At 62.5% G+C, this 19,523-nt stretch carries 20 protein-coding genes; 16 read left to right on the top strand and 4 right to left on the bottom strand.

The annotated features are described in order from the left end of the window. Window positions 1-3: 3 nt before the first annotated feature. From rfaD to cysM, 3 genes are all read left to right on the top strand, one after another. Entirely contained in the window at window positions 4-996 is a 993-nt protein-coding gene (gene rfaD / locus BLT65_RS03325; protein ID WP_090838114.1) for an ADP-glyceromanno-heptose 6-epimerase, read from the top strand. Window positions 997-1,072: 76 nt separating this feature from the next. Further along, entirely contained in the window at window positions 1,073-1,441 is a 369-nt protein-coding gene (locus tag BLT65_RS03320; RefSeq protein ID WP_091774659.1) for a ComEA family DNA-binding protein, read from the top strand. A gap of 307 nt (window positions 1,442-1,748) precedes the next feature. After that, complete coding sequence (gene cysM, locus BLT65_RS03315; protein ID WP_042314511.1) at window positions 1,749-2,651, top strand: cysteine synthase CysM; 903 nt, start codon at window positions 1,749-1,751, stop codon at window positions 2,649-2,651. Window positions 2,652-2,735: 84 nt separating this feature from the next. Here cysM and mltB read toward each other — a convergent pair whose 3' ends face one another. Further along, on the bottom strand, window positions 2,736-3,944 hold the full coding sequence (mltB, locus tag BLT65_RS03310) for a lytic murein transglycosylase B (RefSeq protein ID WP_091774657.1): 1,209 nt from the start codon (window positions 3,942-3,944) through the stop codon (window positions 2,736-2,738). Window positions 3,945-4,150: 206 nt separating this feature from the next. Between mltB and BLT65_RS03305 the strand changes: the two genes are divergently transcribed. Further along, a complete protein-coding gene (locus tag BLT65_RS03305; protein ID WP_091774655.1) occupies window positions 4,151-5,074 on the top strand; it encodes a histone deacetylase family protein in 924 nt (307 codons plus the stop codon). 38 nt (window positions 5,075-5,112) lie between these two features. Continuing rightward, entirely contained in the window at window positions 5,113-5,922 is an 810-nt protein-coding gene (locus BLT65_RS03300; protein ID WP_091774653.1) for an enoyl-CoA hydratase, read from the top strand. 6 nt (window positions 5,923-5,928) lie between these two features. On the opposite strand, the gene BLT65_RS03295 is transcribed toward BLT65_RS03300, so the two are convergent. Beyond that, window positions 5,929-6,804, bottom strand: a complete 876-nt coding sequence (locus BLT65_RS03295; protein ID WP_091774651.1) for an alpha/beta hydrolase — start codon at window positions 6,802-6,804, stop codon at window positions 5,929-5,931. Window positions 6,805-7,041: 237 nt separating this feature from the next. On the opposite strand from BLT65_RS03295, the gene BLT65_RS03290 reads away from it, so the two are divergent. From BLT65_RS03290 to BLT65_RS03265, 6 genes are all read left to right on the top strand, one after another. Next, on the top strand, window positions 7,042-8,076 hold the full coding sequence (locus BLT65_RS03290; protein ID WP_042314534.1) for a methionine ABC transporter ATP-binding protein: 1,035 nt from the start codon (window positions 7,042-7,044) through the stop codon (window positions 8,074-8,076). After that, window positions 8,066-8,719 (top strand): methionine ABC transporter permease, encoded by a 654-nt coding sequence (locus tag BLT65_RS03285; protein WP_042314535.1) that lies wholly within the window; start codon window positions 8,066-8,068, stop codon window positions 8,717-8,719. Before BLT65_RS03290 ends, BLT65_RS03285 begins: the two co-directional genes overlap by 11 nt. 28 nt (window positions 8,720-8,747) lie before the next feature. Further along, entirely contained in the window at window positions 8,748-9,548 is an 801-nt protein-coding gene (locus BLT65_RS03280; protein WP_091774944.1) for a MetQ/NlpA family ABC transporter substrate-binding protein, read from the top strand. A 244-nt stretch (window positions 9,549-9,792) separates the two neighbouring features. Beyond that, entirely contained in the window at window positions 9,793-10,542 is a 750-nt protein-coding gene (locus BLT65_RS03275) for an electron transfer flavoprotein subunit beta/FixA family protein (protein ID WP_042314517.1), read from the top strand. 26 nt (window positions 10,543-10,568) lie between these two features. Continuing rightward, window positions 10,569-11,504, top strand: coding sequence for an electron transfer flavoprotein subunit alpha/FixB family protein (locus BLT65_RS03270; protein ID WP_042314518.1), 936 nt, complete (start codon window positions 10,569-10,571; stop codon window positions 11,502-11,504). 103 nt (window positions 11,505-11,607) lie between these two features. Further along, the gene (locus BLT65_RS03265) at window positions 11,608-13,398 is read left to right on the top strand and encodes an acyl-CoA dehydrogenase (RefSeq protein WP_091774649.1); all 1,791 of its coding nucleotides are present in this window, start codon (window positions 11,608-11,610) and stop codon (window positions 13,396-13,398) included. An 87-nt stretch (window positions 13,399-13,485) separates the two neighbouring features. On the opposite strand, the gene BLT65_RS03260 is transcribed toward BLT65_RS03265, so the two are convergent. After that, window positions 13,486-14,808 (bottom strand): D-amino acid dehydrogenase, encoded by a 1,323-nt coding sequence (locus tag BLT65_RS03260; RefSeq protein ID WP_341865822.1) that lies wholly within the window; start codon window positions 14,806-14,808, stop codon window positions 13,486-13,488. 130 nt (window positions 14,809-14,938) lie between these two features. Here BLT65_RS03260 and BLT65_RS03255 point away from each other — a divergent pair, with 130 nt between their 5' ends. After that, window positions 14,939-15,427 carry an Lrp/AsnC ligand binding domain-containing protein gene (locus tag BLT65_RS03255; RefSeq protein WP_042314521.1) on the top strand — a complete coding sequence of 163 codons (489 nt, stop codon included), beginning with the start codon at window positions 14,939-14,941 and terminating at the stop codon, window positions 15,425-15,427. 99 nt (window positions 15,428-15,526) lie between these two features. Further along, on the top strand, window positions 15,527-16,672 hold the full coding sequence (locus BLT65_RS03250; RefSeq protein WP_091774941.1) for a PA0069 family radical SAM protein: 1,146 nt from the start codon (window positions 15,527-15,529) through the stop codon (window positions 16,670-16,672). Between the two features lie 8 nt (window positions 16,673-16,680). Here BLT65_RS03250 and BLT65_RS03245 read toward each other — a convergent pair whose 3' ends face one another. Next, entirely contained in the window at window positions 16,681-17,148 is a 468-nt protein-coding gene (locus BLT65_RS03245) for an NINE protein (RefSeq protein ID WP_091774938.1), read from the bottom strand. Window positions 17,149-17,548: 400 nt separating this feature from the next. On the opposite strand from BLT65_RS03245, the gene rpsP reads away from it, so the two are divergent. The 3 genes from rpsP (at window position 17,549) to trmD (ending at window position 19,396) form a co-directional block, all read left to right on the top strand. Beyond that, on the top strand, window positions 17,549-17,803 hold the full coding sequence (rpsP, locus tag BLT65_RS03240; protein ID WP_006476550.1) for a 30S ribosomal protein S16: 255 nt from the start codon (window positions 17,549-17,551) through the stop codon (window positions 17,801-17,803). Between the two features lie 95 nt (window positions 17,804-17,898). Then, window positions 17,899-18,603 (top strand): ribosome maturation factor RimM, encoded by a 705-nt coding sequence (rimM, locus tag BLT65_RS03235; RefSeq protein WP_091774645.1) that lies wholly within the window; start codon window positions 17,899-17,901, stop codon window positions 18,601-18,603. 25 nt (window positions 18,604-18,628) lie between these two features. Next, window positions 18,629-19,396, top strand: a complete 768-nt coding sequence (trmD, locus tag BLT65_RS03230; RefSeq protein ID WP_091774643.1) for a tRNA (guanosine(37)-N1)-methyltransferase TrmD — start codon at window positions 18,629-18,631, stop codon at window positions 19,394-19,396. Window positions 19,397-19,523: the final 127 nt, after the last annotated feature.

Below are 19,523 nucleotides of genomic sequence, written 5' to 3'. Positions count from 1 at the left end.
ATCATGACACTCATCGTCACCGGCGCGGCTGGTTTTATCGGCAGCAATATCGTCAAGGCGCTCAACGAGCGCGGCGAAGACCGCATCATCGCCGTCGACAATCTGACGCGGGCCGACAAATTCAAGAATCTCGTCGACTGCGAAATCGACGACTATCTCGACAAGACCGAATTCGTCGAACGCTTTGCGCGCGGCGACTTCGGCAAGGTGCGCGCGATTTTCCACGAAGGCGCCTGTTCGGACACGATGGAAACCGACGGCCGCTACATGATGGACAACAACTTCCGCTATAGCCGCGCGGTGCTCGATGCGTGTCTCGCGCAAGGCGTGCAGTTTCTGTACGCGTCGTCGGCGGCGACGTACGGTGGATCGACGCGCTTCGTCGAAGAGCGCGAAGTCGAAGCGCCGCTCAACGTATATGGCTACTCGAAGTTCCTGTTCGACCAGGTGATCCGCCGCGTGCTGCCCACGGCGAAGAGCCAGATCGCGGGCTTTCGCTACTTCAACGTGTACGGGCAGCGCGAAGCGCACAAGGGGCGCATGGCGTCGGTCGCGTTCCACAACTTCAACCAGTTCCGCGCCGAAGGCAAGGTGAAGCTATTCGGCGAGTACAACGGTTACGCAGCGGGCGAGCAGACGCGCGATTTCGTCTCCGTCGAAGACGTGGCGAAGGTCAACCTGTATTTCTTCGATCACCCGGAGAAGTCGGGCATCTTCAATCTGGGCAGCGGACGCGCGCAGCCGTTCAACGATATCGCATCGACGGTCGTCAACACGCTGCGCGTACTCGACGGTGAAGTCGCGTTGTCGCTGCCGGAACTGGTGCAGCGCGGGCTGATCGAATACGTCCCGTTCCCCGATGCACTGCGCGGCAAGTATCAGTGCTTCACGCAGGCCGATCAGACGAAGCTGCGCGCAGCGGGCTACGACGCGCCGTTCCTGACCGTGCAGGAAGGCGTCGACCGCTACGTGCGTTGGCTATTCGGCCAGGTGTAAATCGTTCGTACACCTCTCTACACTGGAGTCTCCCGGTTGGTGATCGTCACCGACCGGTGTTTCAGGGAGATTCCACATGTTCAGAAAAATCCTCGTTACGGCGGCCATGCTCGCCGCTTTCGGCCAGGCGTTTGCGTCGGTCGACGTCAATTCCGCTAACGAATCCGCGCTGCGCGGCATCAAGGGCATTGGTCCCGCGAAGGCCAAGGCCATTCTCGACGAACGCGCGGCGCACGGTCCGTTCAAGGACGCGGCGGATCTCAGCAAGCGGGTCAAGGGTCTGGGCGGTCATACCGTGGAGCGTCTGCAGGCTGAGGGCCTCGCTGTCGGCACGTCGGGCGCTGGTGCGACGGCTGTCGCTGCTGCTGGCGCACAGGCTGCGGGGCCGAACACGAAAGCCGCGCCCGCTGCGAAGAACGACACGGCAGTGGTGGTCAAGAAGTAGCCTATTGATCTGACCGCATTAAGCGGGCGCCCGATGCGGGCCTCCGCGTGCGGAGGGCGTTCGTTCTGAGCTTCGACTCTTCATGGGCGGGGTTGCCACAAACCTCCCTTCAGCCGTCATTCAGATGACTGGCTCCCGCGGCAGATCCAGCCTGCCGCGGTTTTTTGCGTTTCTGCGGGCGCCTCGCAAGACGACAAAGCGGCCCGATGGCATCCATGCGCGCATCAGGGGCTGCCGGCAGCACGACGCCCGGTAGTTTAGAATCGATAGATTCAAGACTTCGCGCACCGTCACAGCACGCACCGATATGGCTTACAAAACGATTGAAGACACGATCGGCAATACGCCCCTCATTCAGCTCGTCCGTCTCGTGGACGACGACATCCGCGCCCGCAACAACGTCGTGCTGGGCAAGCTGGAGGGCAACAATCCGGCCGGTTCGGTGAAAGACCGCCCGGCGCTTTCGATGATCAAGAAAGCGGAGCAGCGCGGACGCATCAAGCCGGGCGACACGCTGGTCGAAGCGACGAGCGGCAACACGGGCATCGCGCTCGCGATGGCGGCGGCGATCAAGGGCTACAAGATGATCCTGATCATGCCCGAGGACCTGTCGCTGGAGCGTCGTCAGAGCATGGCCGCATATGGCGCGCAGATCCTGCTGACGCCCGTCACGGGCGGCATGGAGTACGCGCGCGATCTCGCCGAGCAGATGCAGCGCGAAGGCAAGGGTATCATCCTCGACCAGTTTGCCAATCCCGACAATCCGCTCGCGCATTACGAAGCGACGGGCCCCGAGATCTGGCGCGACACGGAAGGCCGCATTACACACTTCGTGTCGGCGATGGGCACGACGGGCACGATCATGGGCGTGTCGCAGTATCTGAAAGAACAGAATCCGGGAATCGAAATTATCGGTGCGCAGCCGGAAGAGGGCTCGCGCATTCCGGGCATCCGCAAATGGCCGGAAGCGTATCTGCCGAAGATTTTCGACCGTAGCCGTGTCGATCGCGTCGAGAACGTGAGCCAGGCAGCGTCAGAGGCGATGGCGCGCCGGATGGCGGCTGTCGAAGGCGTGTTCTGCGGTATTTCGTCGGCGGGCGCATGCGAAGTGGCGCTGCGCATCGCGCGCCAGGTCGAGAACGCGACGATCGTGTTCATCGTCTGCGATCGCGGCGACCGTTATCTGTCGACGGGTGTGTTCCCTGCCTGACGCGACTCGCCGCGTGCGGCGATGTCCGCAAAGGAAAACGCCGGCGGAAGCCGGCGTTTTCGCATGGATTGAAAACGTGCGCGACTATTGCGACTCTGCGGGCGTCGACGCATTGCCGGCTTCCGTCGCGGCCATCTGCGCCTTCACGCGCTCGCCGAGCTGATACACGGCCAGCGCATAGAAAAAGCTGCGGTTATAGCGCGTGAGCACGTAGAAGTTCTTCAGGCCCAGCGTGTACTCCGTCGGCCGGCCTGGCGAAGGCAGATCGACCACGGTAACGGGCGTGCCCGCTTCCGCCGTCGTATCGAGCCCAGGCTGATTCATCAGCATGCCCGCCTTCAGCAGTTGCTGCAGCGACCAGCGCGGCTCCGGCGCGCCCGTCGCGGCCGCTTGCGCGATGCCGAGGCTGCCCGTATCGGTGGCGATATTCCACACGACGGGGCGGCCCGTTTCCCAGCCATTCTTGTTCAGATAATTCGCGACGCTGCCGATCGCATCGGCTTGGCTCGTGCGCAGATCGATCCGCTTGTTGCCGTCGTAATCGACCGCGTATTGAACGATGCTGCTCGGCAGAAACTGCGGGATGCCGATCGCGCCCGTGTACGAACCGAGCACGGTAGTCGGATCGATTTGAGAATCGCGCGTCCACACCAAGTAGTCTTCGAGATTCTTGCGGAACGTCATCATCCGGTCCGCGCGATTCGGCGTGTTCGGGTAATCGAACGAGAGCGTGGTCAGCGCGTCGAGCACGCGGAAGTTGCCCATGTAGCGCCCATAGATCGTCTCGACGCCGATAATCCCGACGATCACCTCAGGCGGCACGCCATATTGCTCGTACGCGCGTTGCAGCGTCGCCTGATTCGCGCGCCAGAATTTCACGCCCGCGTTGATGCGTACCGGATCGAGAAAGCGCCCCTGATACACGCGCCAGTTCTTGACCGACGGCGTCGGCGACGGCGTCACGAGCTTCACGGCCGTCGCCGAATAGCTGACGCGCGCGAACAGCGCGTGCAGTGCGGCCGGATCGAAGCCCTGACGCGCGGCCATGTCGTTGATGAACGAATCGACATCGGCGTTGTTCGCGTAGCGCTGCGGAACGATCTCTTCTTCGAACGTCTGTCCTTGCGCCGGTTGCTCGGGCTGAGCCTGCGCGAGCTGCACGCGCGGCTTGCTGACGGTCTGCGCCGAAGCCGGGCCGACTCCCGCGAACGCGCACCATGCGATGGACAGTGCGGCGGCTACAGTCGTTGCGCGTAGCCGAAGTAGTGCGGACGGAGCAAGCTTGACGGTCATGGTGAACTGGGATGTGGGCGGGCAAAAAAAGTTACGGGGCAGTATACCCGACGGGGTTCGCGAAACTGTGCAGAAGCGTTGCGGCATCACGGTCTCGGCGCATCGTGTGGTAACTTCGTAGTATTCGCGCAACCTGCTTGCGTCAATGGACGGAGACATGCAATGCGCTTTCGCACTTGGCGAGGCGCGCTGCCCGAAATCAACACATGGCAACCGGTTTCTTTTCACACCCAGACTGTCTGCAACATGAGATGGGTCAATGGCATCCCGAATGCCCCGCCCGGCTGCAGGCAATCGAAGACCAGCTGATCGCGAGCCGCATCGGCGAGCTGATCGAGCGCGAGTCCGCGCCGCTTGCCGACGAAGCCGCGCTGTTGCGCGTGCATACGAAGGCACACGTCGACTACCTCCGCGAGCGCGCGCCGAGCGAGGGCTACGCGGAAATCGATCCCGACACGTCGATGAACCCGCATACGTGGAACGCCGCGTTGCGCGCAGCGGGCGCGGCTGTCGCGGCGACGGATGCCGTGATCGAAGGCCGTTACGACAATGCGTTTTGCAGCGTGCGGCCGCCAGGTCATCACGCGGAGCCGGCACGCGCGATGGGCTTCTGCTTTTTCAACAACGTCGCGATTGCCGCGCGGCACGCGCTCGAAGTGCATGGCCTCGAACGCGTCGCGATCATCGATTTCGACGTGCATCACGGCAACGGCACCGAGGCCGCTTTTTCCAACGACCCGCGCGTGCTGATGTGCAGCATCTTCCAGCATCCGTTTTATCCGTTCACGGGCGCCGACAATCAGTCGCCGAACATGTGCAATGTGCCGATCGCCGCGCGCTCGAAGGGCATGGTCGTGCGCGAGGCCGTCGACATGATCTGGCTGCCGCGTCTCGACGCATTCAAGCCGCAGATGCTGTTCGTATCGGCGGGTTTCGATGCGCATCGCGAGGACGATCTCGGCAACATGGCGCTCGTCGAGGACGACTATGCGTGGATCACGGAGCAGATTCGCCAGGTTGCGGCGAAGCACGCGAAAGGGCGCATCGTCAGCTGTCTGGAAGGCGGCTACAACCTGTCGGCGCTGGGGCGCAGCGTCGTCGCCCATGTGCGGGCGCTCGCCGATATCTGAAGGCAGGCGGCGCGTATCGGAAGAGGGACCATCACATCATGAGTGCAGACGCAGCGGCTCCACTGATCGAAGTCACGCAAGACGCTTATGACCTGCGCGGCGTCGTGCGTCTCACGCTGAACCGTCCGGATGCGTTCAATGCGCTTTCCGAGGCGCTGCTCGACGACATGCAGACGCATCTCGCCGATATCGCGAAGAGCGACGCGCGCGTCGTCGTGATCGCGGGCGCGGGCCGTGCGTTTTGCGCCGGGCACGATCTGAAGGAAATGCGCGCGGCGCCGTCGCTCGACTATTACCAGTCGCTGTTCGCGCGCTGCACGAAGATGATGCTCGCGATCCAGCGCATGCCGCAGCCGGTGATCGCGCGCGTGCATGGCACGGCGACGGCGGCGGGCTGTCAGCTCGTGGCGATGTGCGATCTCGCCGTTGCGGCCGATACCGCGCGCTTCGCCGTGTCGGGTGTCAATCTCGGGCTGTTTTGCGCGACGCCGTCGGTGCCGCTGTCGCGCAACCTGTCGCGCAAGGCCGCGCTCGAAATGCTGCTGACGGGCGACTTCATCGACGCAATGGCAGCGAAGCAGCAAGGCCTCGTGAATCGCGTGGTGCCGCTCGACATGCTCGATGCCGAAGTCGCCGCGCTCGCGAAGAGCATTTGCGCGAAGCCGCGCGCGGCGGTCGAAGCAGGCAAGGGCCTGTTCTACCGGCAGCTCGAAATGGGCATCGAAGCCGCGTATCAACTGGCCGGGCAGACGATGGCCTGCAACATGATGGACGAGTCGGCGCTCGAAGGCGTGCAGGCGTTCATCGACAAACGGCCGCCCAACTGGCCGCACACGTCGGGCCGTTAGGCCAGCTTATTCCGACCGCTTCAAAATCCACGCGATGAGCGCGCCGATCACGCGCTCGCGGTCGAGATCGTTCATCGTCTCGTGATAGCTGCCTTCGTAGAGCGTCAGCGTCTTGTCGGGCGAACCGGCATGCGCGCCAAAATCGCGGCTGCCGTCAGGTTCCGTGAGTTTGTCTTTCGTGCCGTGCCAGATCAGAAGCGGCGTGCGCAGGCCCACGCGTCCGCGTTCGATGCGCTGCATCGCCAGCAGCAGTTCGGCGCCCGTGCGCGCGGGAATCGCGCCGTGATGCACGAGGGGATCGTTGCGGTTCGCATCGACCACGCTCGGGTCGCGCGACAGCAGCGCCGCGTCGATTTTCATGGCCGGGAAGCTGGGCCACGCGCGGCTGATCTTCTGGCTCAGCGCCAGCATCCAGCGCGGCACGTCGCGACCCGGCGCGAGCGCGGGGCTGGACAGAATCAGTCCGTTCAAATGGCGTCGTTGCGCCGCCGGCTTTTCGATCGCGTATAGCGCCGCGATTGCGCCGCCCATGCTGTGGCCCATCAGGAACAGCGGGCCGTCGTTGCGGGCGGCCTCGGTGACGAGTGCGTCGGCATCGAGCAGATACTCGTCGAAGCGTTCGATCCACGCACGCCGGCCCGGCGCATCGCCATGTCCGCGCAGATCGATAGCGATCAGTTCGATCCCATTCGCATTGAGTGCCTGCGCGAGCGGCGCGTACCGTCCCGCATGCTCGGCGAGACCGTGGATCAGCGCGACCGTCGCGCAGCGCAGCCCCGCCGCGCGCCAGCGATAGAGCGGCAGTTCGAGGCCGTCGCGCGCGAGGGTCACCGTGCGTTCAGGGTTCCGCGCGGCGGAAGCGGCGGCTTGGGAGGTCTCCATGAGCATTCGTCCGATGTTTTTAGGTTGCGCTCGATCATAGCGGCATGCGCATGACCGTTCGCACCCGATGAAACGGAGCCATCCTCTAATTCCGCTGTGTTATGAAAGATGACGAATTGATTATTAAAGGATATGACGCGACTGCGGTAAAATTGCCGGCTCAAATCCCAATAAAAGTCACGGCGGCCGGTGCCCGGGGCGTACACGCTCGATGGCAAGTCCGCCGTTTCGTTTTTCATGATCGAACTACGCAACCTATCGCAGCGTTTTCCGGGGCCACGGGGCTGGATCGAAGCGCTGCACAACGTCAATCTGTCGATTCCTCGCGGTGAGGTGTTCGGCATCATCGGACGCAGCGGTGCGGGCAAGAGCACGCTGGTCCGCACGATCAACCTGCTGACGCGCCCGACAGAAGGCAATGTCGTCATCGACGACCGCGATCTCACGACCATGCCCGCCGCGCAGCTGCGCGAGGCGCGCCGCGAGATCGGCATGATCTTCCAGCACTTCAATTTGCTTTCGTCACGCACGGTGTACGACAACGTCGCGCTGCCGCTCGAACTGGCCGGCATGAAGCGCGCGGAAATCGAGGCGCATGTGCTGCCGCTGCTCGATCTGGTCGGCTTGTCGGCGCAGAAGGATCGCTATCCGTCGCAGATCAGCGGCGGGCAGAAGCAGCGCGTCGGCATTGCCCGCGCGCTCGCGAGCAAGCCAAAGGTCCTGCTCTCCGACGAAGCAACGTCCGCGCTCGACCCCGAAACGACGCGCGCGATTCTCGATCTGCTCAAGCGTATCAATCGCGAATTGAAGCTGACCATCGTGCTGATTACGCACCAGATGGAAGTCATCAAGCAGGTGTGCGACCGCGTCGCGGTGCTCGACAACGGCCGCGTGGTCGAAGAGGGCAAGGTCATCGACGTGTTCCTGCAACCCCACCACGAAGTCACGCGCGCGCTGATCGGCGACGTGATCGCCCAGGAGTTGCCGCCTGCGATGAAGGCGCGCGTCGCCGAGCGTCTGAAGACGGGCAGCGGCCATTTGTTGCGCCTCGCGTTCACGGGCTCGGGTGTAGATCAGCCGATTCTCTCGGAGACGATTCGCCGCTACGAACTGGACTTCAACATCCTGCACGGCCAGATCGACGAGATCCAGGGGCAGGCGTTCGGCTCGCTTGCGGTCCTCGCGGGCGGCGAGCCGACGAAGGTGGCGCAGGCGCTGACGTATCTGCGCGAACAGGGCGTGGTGGTCGAGGAGTTGTCGTATGTTGAGTGAAATGTTCGATATGTTCGTGCAGTCGTTCTGGGAGACGCTGATCATGGTCGGCATCTCGGGATTGATCGGCGCGGCCGTCGGCCTGCCGCTCGGCGTGCTGCTCTATCTGACCGACCGCCAGGGCGTGCTGCAGAACATCGCCGCCAATCGCGTGATGGGCGTGGTCGTCAATGCCGTGCGCTCGACGCCGTTCATCATTCTGCTCGTCGCGGTGATTCCGTTTACGCGGCTGGTCGTCGGTTCGTCGATCGGTACGGCGGCGGCTGTCGTGCCGCTGACGATCGCCGCCGCGCCGTTCATCGCGCGGCTCGTCGAGACGGCGCTGCGTGAAGTCGATCGCGGGCTGATCGAGGCTGCGCAGGCAATGGGCGCGACCACCTCGCAAATTGTGTTCAAGGTGCTGTTGCCGGAGTCGCTGCCGGGCATCATCGCGGGTCTGACGATCACGTTTGTCTCGCTGGTCGGTTATTCGGCGATGGCGGGCGCGATCGGCGGCGGCGGTCTGGGCGACCTCGGCATCCGCTACGGGTATCAACGTTTTCTGCCGGAAGTGATGGTGACGGTCGTCGTGATCCTGATCGTCTTCGTGCAACTGGTGCAGTCGTTCGGGGATTGGCTCGTGCGTCGTTTGAGCCACAAATAAACACATTCAATAAGACAAAGGTTTGGTCATGCAACGTCGTTTCATTCTGAAGGCAGCAGCCGTGCTGGGTGCCGCATCGCTCATCGGTACGTCGTCGCTTGCATTCGCCGACGAATCGATCAAGGTCGGCGTGACGGGTGGCCCGCACGCGCAAATCATGGACGTCGTGAAGACGGTCGCCGCGAAGAACGGCCTGAACATCAAGGTCATCGAGTTCTCGGATTACGTGCAGCCGAATGCGGCGCTCGCGGGCGGCGATCTCGACGCGAACAGCTACCAGCACGACCCGTATCTGCAGGCGCAGGTGAAGGACCGCGGCTACAAGCTGATCAAGATCGCCGACACCGTGACCTACCCGATGGGCATCTATTCGAAGAAGGTGAAGACGCTGGCCGAACTGCCGGCGGGCGCGAAGATCGCCGTGCCGAACGATCCGACCAACGGTGGCCGCGCGCTGCTGTTGCTGCAGAAGCAGGGCTTGCTCAAGCTGCGCGCCGACGCGGGCCTGAAGGCGACACCGCTCGATATCGCCGAGAACCCGAAGAAGCTGAAGATCGTCGAACTCGATGCCGCGCAGATTCCGCGCTCGCTCGGCGACGTCGATGCCGCCGCGATCAACACGAACTTCGCGATGGAAGCCGGTCTGAAGCCGAAGCAGGACGCCATCGCGATCGAAGATCCGAAGGGTCCGTACGTGAACGTCATCGCGATCCGCGAGGCGGACCGCAACAAGCCGTGGGTGGCGAAGCTGATCGCGGCTTACCACTCGCCGGAAGTGAAGCAGTTCATCGAAAGCAAGTTTGGCGGCGCGGTGATCGCGTCCTGGTGATCCGGAGTGGCGCCGCGTTATGTGTGATGGATGGCGCGCCGGACCGCTTTGTCTGAAGAATCGGTAGGAACCCGGGCTTGGCGTCCGGGTTTTTTTAGATATAGAATAGCACGACCGTTCGCTATTTCCGTCATCCCGTCGGGGAGCGATATCCTCAACACCAAGCAATCCCGGAGCGGCTGCCGCAGACGCTGTCGCTATAATGTCCGTCGGGTTGACGTATTCGTAACTTTGGAGCGTGTGCATGAAAATCCTGGTGCCAGTCAAGAGAGTGGTTGACTACAACGTGAAGGTCCGCGTGAAGTCGGACAACACAGGCGTCGACATTGCGAATGTAAAGATGTCGATGAATCCGTTCGACGAAATCGCCGTCGAAGAAGCCGTGCGTCTGCGCGAAGCGGGCGTGGCGACGGAAGTGATCGCCGTGTCGGCAGGCGTGACGCAATGTCAGGAAACGCTGCGCACGGCGCTGGCGATCGGCGCGGACCGCGCGATCCTGATCGAATCGGGTGAAGATCTGCAACCGCTGGCCGTGGCGAAGCTTTTGAAGGCGCTGGTCGACAAGGAACAGCCGCAACTGGTGATCCTCGGCAAGCAGGCCATCGACGACGATTCCAACCAGACGGGCCAGATGCTCGCTGCGCTGGCCAATCTGCCGCAGGCGACGTTTGCATCGAAAGTTGTCGTGGCGGATGGCAAGGCGACGGTGTCGCGTGAAGTGGATGGCGGCGCGGAAACGTTGTCGCTGACGTTGCCCGCAGTCATCACGACCGATCTGCGCCTGAACGAGCCGCGCTACGTGACGCTGCCGAACATCATGAAGGCGAAGAAGAAGCCGCTGGAAGTCGTGAAGCCCGAAGATCTGGGCGTCGATGTCACGCCGCGTCTGAAGACGCTGAAGGTCAGCGAGCCGCCGAAGCGCTCGGCTGGTGTGAAGGTGGCCGATGTGAAGACGCTGGTCGAGAAGCTGAAGACCGAAGCCAAAGTGCTTTGATCTACGGACACGCGGAGACGAATGAAATGACGATTCTGGTAATTGCTGAACACGACAACGCGGCGCTGAAGGCAGCGACGCTCAATACGGTTGCTGCCGCGCAGAAGATCGGTGGCGACGTTCATGTGCTGGTGGCGGGTCACAACGCGCAAGGCGCGGCGGATGCGGCTGCGAAGGTGGCGGGCGTGGCGAAGGTGCTGCTCGCCGACGCGCCGCAACTGGCGGCAGGCCTCGCGGAAAACGTCGAGGCGACGGTGCTGAATATCGCGAAGGACTATTCGCACATCCTCGCGCCGGCTACGGCCTACGGCAAGAACATCGCCCCGCGTATCGCCGCGAAGCTCGACGTCGCGCAGATCAGCGACATCACGGCTGTTGATTCGGCCGACACGTTCGAGCGTCCGATCTACGCTGGCAACGCCATCGCGATCGTGCAATCTCAAGATCCCATCAAGGTCATCACGGTGCGTTCGACGGGCTTTGACCCGGTTGCAGCGGAAGGCGGCAGCGCATCGGTCGAGAAGATCGAAGCGGCGGCCGATACGGGCATCTCGCAGTTCGTGAGCCGTGAAGTGACGAAGCTGGATCGTCCGGAACTGACGTCGGCGCACGTCATCGTGTCGGGTGGCCGTGGTCTGGGCAGCGGCGAGAACTACACGAAAGTGCTGGAGCCGCTGGCCGACAAACTCGGCGCAGCAATGGGCGCATCGCGCGCAGCCGTCGATGCTGGCTACGTGCCGAACGACTATCAGGTCGGTCAAACCGGCAAGATCGTCGCGCCGCAGTTGTATATCGCGGTCGGTATCTCGGGCGCGATCCAGCATCTGGCAGGTATGAAAGATTCGAAGGTGATCGTGGCGATCAACAAGGACGAAGAAGCGCCGATTTTCAGCGTCGCGGATTATGGCCTCGTCGGCGATCTGTTCACCGTCGTGCCGGAGCTGGTGAAGGAACTCGGCTGATAGATCGACACGCCGCCTGACGGCGCACGACAGCAAAGCGAAGAGGCGCGAGGATGTTGAATCCAGCGCCTCTTTTTTCATCGGAGTCAGGGAGGAGACACTCATGAGCTACACGGCACCCATCAAGGACATGATGTTCGCGATGCAGGAACTGGCCGGACTGGATGACATCGCAGCGCTGCCCGGCTTCGAGGACGCGAACGCTGAAACCGCGCAAGCCGTGCTCGAAGAATCCGCAAAGCTGTGCGGCGAAGTGCTGGCGCCGCTGAACGTCGAAGGCGACCGGAACCCGAGCAGCTGGAAAGACGGTCACGTCACGGCGACGCCCGGTTTCGCCGATGCGTTCCGCCAGTTCGCCGCAGGCGGCTGGCAGGGCGTGCAGCATCCCGTCGAGTACGAAGGCCAGGGCCTGCCGAAGCTGATCGCGACGGCGTGTATCGAGATGCTGAACGCGTCGAACCTGTCGTTCGCGCTGTGCCCGCTGCTGACGGATGGCGCGATCGAGGCGCTGCTCACCGCGGGCAGCGAAGCGCAAAAGCAGACCTATGTGCCGAAGCTCATCTCGGGCGAATGGACGGGCACGATGAACCTCACCGAGCCGCAGGCGGGCTCCGATCTCGCACTGGTGCGCACGCGCGCCGAGCCGCAGGGCGATGGTTCTTTCAAGCTGTTCGGCACGAAGATTTTCATCACGTGGGGCGAGCACGACATGGCGGACAACATCGTCCATCTGGTACTCGCGCGCACGCCGGATGCGCCCGAAGGCGTGAAGGGCATTTCGCTGTTCGTCGTGCCGAAGTTCCTCGTCAATGAGGATGGATCGCTGGGTGAGCGCAACGACGTGCATTGCGTGTCGATCGAACACAAGCTCGGGATCAAGGCGAGCCCGACGGCCGTGCTGCAGTTCGGCGATCACGGTGGCGCAATCGGTCATCTGATCGGCGAAGAAAATCGCGGCCTCGAATACATGTTCATCATGATGAACGCGGCGCGTTTTGCGGTCGGCATGCAGGGCGTGGCCATATCGGATCGTGCGTACCAGAAAGCGGTGGCGTACGCGAAGGACCGCGTGCAGAGCCGGCCAGTGGACGGCTCCGCGAAACAGGCGGTATCGATCATTCAGCACCCCGACGTGCGTCGCATGCTGTCGACGATGCGCGCGCTCACGGAAGGTTCACGCGCATTGGCGTACGTCGCGGCGTCGCACAGCGATCTCGCGCATCGCCACCCCGACGAAGCGAAGCGTGCGGAACATCAGGCGATCTATGAATACCTGGTGCCGATCGTGAAGGGCTGGAGCACGGAACTGTCGGTGGACGTGGCGAGCCTTGGCGTGCAGGTGCATGGCGGTATGGGCTTCATCGAAGAAACGGGCGCGGCGCAGTACTATCGCGACGCGCGCATCCTGCCGATCTACGAAGGCACGACGGCTATCCAGGCGAACGATCTCGTCGGTCGCAAGACGGTGCGCGATGGCGGCGCGGTCGCAAAAGCACTGCTTGCGCAGATTGCGCAGACGGTCGAAGCGCTGAAGCAGCATAAGGGCGCAGCGTTCGATTCGATGCAAAAGCATTTGTCGCTTGGACATGATGCGTTGCAATCGGTCGTGGCGTATGTCGTCGCGAATACGAAGAGCGATCCGAATGCGGTATTCGCAGGCAGCGTGCCGTATCTGAAGCTCGGAGGTATCGTGCTGGGCGGCTGGCAGATGGCGCGCGCGATGCTGGCAGCGCAAGAGAAGCAAGCGCAAGACCCATCGTTCTACGGCGCGAAAATCGCGACCGCGCAGTTCTTCGCGGAACATCTGCTGCCGCAGGCAGTGGCGCTAGAAGCGTCGATCACCAGCGCGAAGGGCGGCGAGGGCATCCTCGCGTTGTCCGAAGACCAGTTCTGACGACGCTCGATGCGCGTCGCGTAGAAAACCAAAGCACAAAAAACAACGGCGCCCAGAGGCGCCGTTGTTGCATCAGGAAGAACCGGATCAGGCGTAAGCCGGACGCGTCTGACCTGTCGTTTCGCCGAGATAGCGATGCACCGACAGATCGCCCGACTGGATCGCCGGACGCTTGCCCGAGATCAGGTCGGCGAGCAGTTGGCCCGAGCCGCACGACATCGTCCAGCCGAGCGTGCCGTGTCCCGTGTTCAGGAACAGGTTCGACACGGGCGTCCGGCCAACGATCGGCGTGCCGTCCGGCGTCATCGGACGCAGGCCCGTCCAGAACGTCGCTTTCGACGTATCACCGCCGCCCGGGAACAGATCGTTGACGCACATTTCCAGCGTCTCGCGACGCGCCTGCTTCAGCTTCTTGTCGAAGCCCACAATCTCCGCCATCCCGCCGACGCGAATCCGGTCGTCGAAACGCGTAATCGCGATCTTGTACGTCTCGTCGAGCACCGTTGACACGGGCGCCGATTTTGCATCGACGATCGGCGCGGTGATCGAGTAGCCCTTCAGCGGATACACGGGAATCTTGACGATGTCCGACAGGAACTTCGTCGAGTACGAACCGAGTGCGACGACGAAGCTCTCCGCACGCACCATCTCGCTGCCGCACTTCACGCCAGCGATACGCTCGCCTTCCATCGCGAGCGCGTCGATCGGCGTGTTGTAGCGGAACTTGACGCCCAACTGTTCGGCGAGCGCGGCGAGGCGCGTCGTGAACAACTGGCAGTCGCCCGTTTCGTCGCCCGGCAGGCGCAGGCCGCCCGTCAGCTTGTGTGCCGTCGCGGCGAGTGCCGGTTCGGCGCGCGCGAGGTCGCCCGGCATCAGCAGTTCGTACGGCACGTTCGCTTCCTCGAGCACCGCGATGTCCTTCGCCGCGCCATCGAGTTGCTGTTGCGTGCGGAACAGTTGCAGCGTGCCGCCCGTACGGCCTTCGTACTGGATGCCCGTTTCGGCGCGAAGCGCCTGCAGGCAATCGCGGCTGTATTCGGCGAGACGCACCATGCGGCCCTTGTTGACGGCATAGCGCTCGGACGTGCAGTTCTGCAGCATCTGCCACATCCATTGAAGCTGGAATTGCGTGCCGTCGAGCCGGATTGCGAGCGGCGCGTGCTTCTGGAACATCCATTTGACGGCCTTCAGCGGCACGCCCGGCGCAGCCCACGGCGCGGCGTAGCCCGGCGAAATCTGGCCGGCGTTGGCAAAGCTCGTTTCGAGCGCAGGACCCGCTTCGCGATCGATCACCGTGACTTCATGACCCGCGCGCGCAAGATAATAGGCGGTCGTTACCCCAACGACGCCACTGCCCAGAACGACAACTCGCATAGCTGCTCCATAAAGGTCGGAAGGCCGCGGCGTGATGGAAAACCTCGTTTTTTCGTGCTTTTGTTCGATTGACGAGGTGATTTGCCGAATGCCTAGTGTTAACCGCTATACTATTTGCGTCGATGTAGGTTTTGTTATCGTATTTTTTAGATTTTCAGTAAAAACCATGCGTACACAGCGTCAACCGATTCGAGCGCTCGACAAGCTCGATCACAAGATCCTGAAAATCCTCCAGCAGGACGGCCGGATCGCGATGAAGGAACTGGCCGAACAGGTGGGTCTTTCGGTGACGCCGTGCATCGAGCGCGTCAAGCGCATGGAGCGCGACGGCGTCATCACGGGCTATCACGCGCGCGTGAATCCGGCAGAGTTGGGTGCGGCGCTGCTGGTGTTCGTCGAGATCACGCTCGATCACAAGAGCGGCAACATGTTCGACCAGTTCCGGCGCGAAGTGCAGAAGATTCCCGAGGTGCTCGAATGCCATCTGGTGTCGGGCGACTTCGACTATCTGATCAAGGCGCGCATCGGCGAAATGGCGGACTACCGGAAGCTGCTCGGCGACATCCTGTTGCAACTGCCGGGCGCGGTGCAGTCGAAGAGCTATGTCGTGATGGAAGAAATCAAGGAAACGCTGAACATTGCTGTAGGCGAATGAAGCTCGCGGGCGGTTGACCCGGCCCCGAAAGTCACGCTCGACAAAAGCGGCAAACACTGTATATTTGTACAGTATTCAGCGTTGCTTTTGCCGTGTGCCGTGACAGACTACGACCGAGACATTCCGGAATTTCCAATCGCGCCACCTGCTCCGCGCAAGGGGCGGGGCGCGGTCACGAACCTGCAGGGCCGCTATGAAGTGGACCAGCGCGAGGCCGTCGACGATGGCTGGATCGCGCCGTCGGAAGAGGAAAGTGGGCGTCCCGCGTTGCGCACGCAGATATTCGAGGAGCGCGCGAAAAGCATCCTCACGCACAACCAGTCGCCGGATATTCCGTTCAGCGTGTCGCTGAATCCGTATCGCGGGTGCGAGCACGGCTGTATCTATTGCTTCGCGCGGCCTACGCACAGCTATCTTGGCCTGTCGCCGGGACTCGACTTCGAAAGCCGGATCTACGCGAAGGTCAACGCGCCGGAACTGCTCGCGCGTGAAATGGCGAAGAAATCCTACGTGCCGGAGCCGATCGCGCTGGGCGTGAACACGGATGCATGGCAGCCCGTCGAGCGGGACCTTCAGCTCACTCGGCGCGTGATCAAGGTCATGAGCGAGCACAACCAGGCCTTCGCTGCGATCACCAAGAACTCGCTGATCGAGCGCGATATCGATCTGCTTGCGCCGATGGCCGAGAAGGGACTAATGATGGCGGCCATCACCATCACAACGCTCGATGCCGATATCGCCCGCACGCTGGAGCCGCGCGCCGCCACGCCCGCGCGGCGGCTCAGGACGATCCGCGCGTTGAGCGAGGCGGGCATACCGGTGGGTGTGAGCATTGCGCCCGTGATTCCGTTCGTCACCGATCAGGATATGGAGCGCGTGCTGGAGGCTTGCGCCGAAGCGGGCGCGACGAGCGCGAGCTATATCGTGTTGCGTTTGCCTTGGGAAGTTGCGCCGCTCTTCAAGGGCTGGCTGGAAGCGCATTTCCCCGACCGCGCCGAGCGCGTGATGAACCGCGTGCGCGACATGCGCGGGGGCAAAGACTACGACTCGTCGTTTTCGACGCGCATGAAGGGCGAGGGGCTATGGGCTGATCTGCTCAAGCAGCGCTTTGCGAATGCGGTGCGGCGGCTTGGTTTGAATGCGCGCAATCACGGCATTCTCGATATGTCGCATTTCAAGCGTGTCGAGTTGCTTAAACCGCTTAAACCGGCTGCGCCCGACACGCCTCAATTGAGTCTTTTCTGAGTGCAACCTTATTGCGAGATCGCTTTTGCGGCCTCGACCTGAGATTCAAAGTAGGTCTGGAACGACAGCGCGAGTCCCGTCATCAGCAGGAATGCGCCGATTAGCAGCGAAAAGATCACGACGAAGATGACGGTCCAGCCGGAACGACTCTGCTGGTCGCTGTGCGCGTTGAACTGGGCGTCCCATTTTTCGTCTGGGCGCAGACCATAGACGATCGCCGCGAGGAAGGCCGCCAGCATCGACACGGCGCCGGGAAAGGCGAGCACCCAGCCCATGATCGCGGCGCGCTCGGTAGCGGCGAGCAGCATGAAGCCAGGAATGCCGATGATCGTTCCGACGAGATGCGCCCAACCCCACACGTCGCGCAAACCGTACAGATAGAAGCGGTGCGCGCCGAGCGTGCCGAAGAAGAACGCGAGCGCGGCGGTAAGGGTCTTGGAGCGAAAGCGCGAGTTATGCGTAGCGACGGTGGCCATGAGCGTGAGCGACAGGGTGACGGACGGCTTCTGAGGCTGCGGATCCCGCGCACAGCCGTCGCGCATTCTACGCTGGCCGCATAGCGCGCGGCACTTGTGGAGACTTATGCCGGCATTCCGCGGCGGTCCGGCGCGAAGTGGATGTGACACGGAAACGGCGGCGCAGCGTGGCATCCGCGCGACGGTACACTGAGAAACAGGTAAAACCGCCGTCAGCAAGCGCCGCATGGCGCTTCCACACGGCTTGTACGGACTAATCTGGAGCTGGCAAGCACGGCGTTGAGTCTCGGCTACGGCCCCGCGGCTCAGTTTATCCCGCTAAGTGTTTGTTGTGCTTTCGGTTTCCGGCTATAATCGCACGTTTCAGTAGTTTCGAACCCCGGTTTTCAAGGATTCCAGTATGGTCATCATCCGCTTGGCTCGTGGCGGCTCGAAGAAGCGCCCTTTCTACAACATCGTCGCAACCGATTCGCGTAACCGTCGTGACGGCCGCTTCATCGAGCGCGTTGGTTTCTACAACCCGGTCGCTACGAAGGGCGAGTCGCTGCGTATCGCTCAAGACCGCCTGACGTACTGGCAAGGCGTTGGCGCGCAACTGTCGCCGACCGTCCAGCGTCTGGTGAAGGAAGCGCAAAAGGCGCAACCGGCTGCTTAAGTGCAGTTTTACGGTACATCGACGGCTCGTGCGGCACTGGTTCTGCGCGAGTCCGAGGTGTGCAGGTTTGTCGTATGCAGGCTTGAGGTTCGCTGATGTCGGAGCGTGATTCGGATAGTTCAGGACGCGCGAAGGCGAAAACACAGCCTGGCGCGCGGGCGTCGTTTGGCGCGTTTGTTCGCAAGCCGGTCGAACGGCCTGCGGCGAATGTCGCAACGGCCGAGGCCGCGCAGGACATGCAGCCTGAATCGGCCGAAAGCTGGCCCGACGACGCTGTCGAAGTCGGCGCAATCGTCGATGCATACGGTCTTAAAGGTTGGGTAAAGGTGGCCGCGCACGCGGACGCCGGTCAAGGCGGCGACGCCTTGCTCAGTGCCAAACGCTGGTGGCTCGAGAAGGGCCGCGAGCGCAAGTCGGCGCCCCGCCTGCAGTCAAAGGTTCATGGCGACAGTATCGTTGCGCAACTCGGCGGCCTGGCCGACCGGGATGCGGCATTCGCGATGCGTGGTCATCGCGTCTACGTGCGTCGCAGCGATTTCCCTGCGCTCGGAACCGACGAATTTTACTGGGTCGACCTGCTGGGCCTCGATGTGGTCAACGAGGCGGGCGTCGAACTCGGCAAGGTCGCAGATCTGATCGACAACGGTGCGCAGTCGGTGTTGCGCATCGAGTATCCGGCTACTGGCAAAGACGGCGAGCCGGTCACCGGCGAGCGCTTGATCCCGTTCGTCGGCGTCTTCATCAAAACGGTGGATCAGGCGGCGAAGAAGATCATCGTCGACTGGGAAGCCGATTACTAAAACATTTCGCTTCACGGAGAGAGCGATGCAGTTCGATATCGTTACGCTCTTTCCTGACATGTTTCGCGCGCTGACCGACTGGGGTATTACGAGCCGCGCGGCGAAGCAGGAGCGATATGGGTTGCGCACGTGGAATCCGCGTGATTTCACAACCGACAACTACCGCACAATCGACGATCGCCCGTACGGCGGCGGCCCCGGCATGGTGATGCTGGCCAAACCGCTGGAAGATGCGATCGGTGCCGCGAAAGCGGCGCAGGCGGAGCAGGGCATTGGCGGCGCGCGCGTCGTGATGATGTCGCCGCAAGGCACCACGCTCAATCACGACAAGGTCATGCGCTTTGCCGCTGAGCCTGGTCTGATTTTGCTGTGTGGGCGCTACGAAGCGATCGATCAACGTCTGATTGACCGCGTCGTCGACGAAGAAGTCAGCCTCGGCGACTTCGTGCTGTCGGGTGGCGAGTTGCCGGCCATGGCGTTGATCGATGCCGTCGTGCGTCATTTGCCGGGTGTGCTGAACGACGCGCAATCGGCGGTGCAGGACAGTTTCGTCGATGGCTTGCTAGATTGCCCGCACTACACACGTCCCGAGGAATACAACGGCGTGCGTGTGCCCGATGTGCTGCTCGGCGGCCATCATGCGGAAATCGAGCTGTGGCGGCGGCGCGAAGCGTTGCGCAATACGCTGGTCAAGCGGCCCGATCTGATCGTTCAGGCCAGAAAGAACAAGTTGTTGAGCCGTGCCGACGAGGCGTGGCTCACAAATCTCGCCAAGGAAGCGTCGAAGCATTGAGCTTCGTGCGACAAAGCGGGATCAAGGCGGAACCGTCCATGCGTGGCCGGCTCCAGATGTGAACCCATCCTCTATCGGGGCCGTAGCCGAACGCGCGATGCGCGAGGCAGGTACGAACGCCGACAAG

Origin of the sequence: Paraburkholderia steynii (genome assembly GCF_900100565.1) — a bacterium.
GTDB lineage: Bacteria > Pseudomonadota > Gammaproteobacteria > Burkholderiales > Burkholderiaceae > Paraburkholderia > Paraburkholderia terrae.
This window is presented reverse-complemented; position numbering and strand designations above follow the sequence as displayed.

Coding starts and splice junctions, on each gene's coding strand:
- rfaD (WP_090838114.1), top strand. CDS start 4: ATGACACTCATCGTCACCGGCGCGGCTGGTTTTATCGGCAGCAATATC.
- BLT65_RS03320 (WP_091774659.1), top strand. CDS start 1,073: ATGTTCAGAAAAATCCTCGTTACGGCGGCCATGCTCGCCGCTTTCGGC.
- cysM (WP_042314511.1), top strand. CDS start 1,749: ATGGCTTACAAAACGATTGAAGACACGATCGGCAATACGCCCCTCATT.
- mltB (WP_091774657.1), bottom strand. CDS start 3,944: ATGACCGTCAAGCTTGCTCCGTCCGCACTACTTCGGCTACGCGCAACG.
- BLT65_RS03305 (WP_091774655.1), top strand. CDS start 4,151: ATGGCAACCGGTTTCTTTTCACACCCAGACTGTCTGCAACATGAGATG.
- BLT65_RS03300 (WP_091774653.1), top strand. CDS start 5,113: ATGAGTGCAGACGCAGCGGCTCCACTGATCGAAGTCACGCAAGACGCT.
- BLT65_RS03295 (WP_091774651.1), bottom strand. CDS start 6,804: ATGGAGACCTCCCAAGCCGCCGCTTCCGCCGCGCGGAACCCTGAACGC.
- BLT65_RS03290 (WP_042314534.1), top strand. CDS start 7,042: ATGATCGAACTACGCAACCTATCGCAGCGTTTTCCGGGGCCACGGGGC.
- BLT65_RS03285 (WP_042314535.1), top strand. CDS start 8,066: ATGTTGAGTGAAATGTTCGATATGTTCGTGCAGTCGTTCTGGGAGACG.
- BLT65_RS03280 (WP_091774944.1), top strand. CDS start 8,748: ATGCAACGTCGTTTCATTCTGAAGGCAGCAGCCGTGCTGGGTGCCGCA.
- BLT65_RS03275 (WP_042314517.1), top strand. CDS start 9,793: ATGAAAATCCTGGTGCCAGTCAAGAGAGTGGTTGACTACAACGTGAAG.
- BLT65_RS03270 (WP_042314518.1), top strand. CDS start 10,569: ATGACGATTCTGGTAATTGCTGAACACGACAACGCGGCGCTGAAGGCA.
- BLT65_RS03265 (WP_091774649.1), top strand. CDS start 11,608: ATGAGCTACACGGCACCCATCAAGGACATGATGTTCGCGATGCAGGAA.
- BLT65_RS03255 (WP_042314521.1), top strand. CDS start 14,939: ATGCGTACACAGCGTCAACCGATTCGAGCGCTCGACAAGCTCGATCAC.
- BLT65_RS03245 (WP_091774938.1), bottom strand. CDS start 17,148: ATGGCCACCGTCGCTACGCATAACTCGCGCTTTCGCTCCAAGACCCTT.
- rpsP (WP_006476550.1), top strand. CDS start 17,549: ATGGTCATCATCCGCTTGGCTCGTGGCGGCTCGAAGAAGCGCCCTTTC.
- rimM (WP_091774645.1), top strand. CDS start 17,899: ATGTCGGAGCGTGATTCGGATAGTTCAGGACGCGCGAAGGCGAAAACA.
- trmD (WP_091774643.1), top strand. CDS start 18,629: ATGCAGTTCGATATCGTTACGCTCTTTCCTGACATGTTTCGCGCGCTG.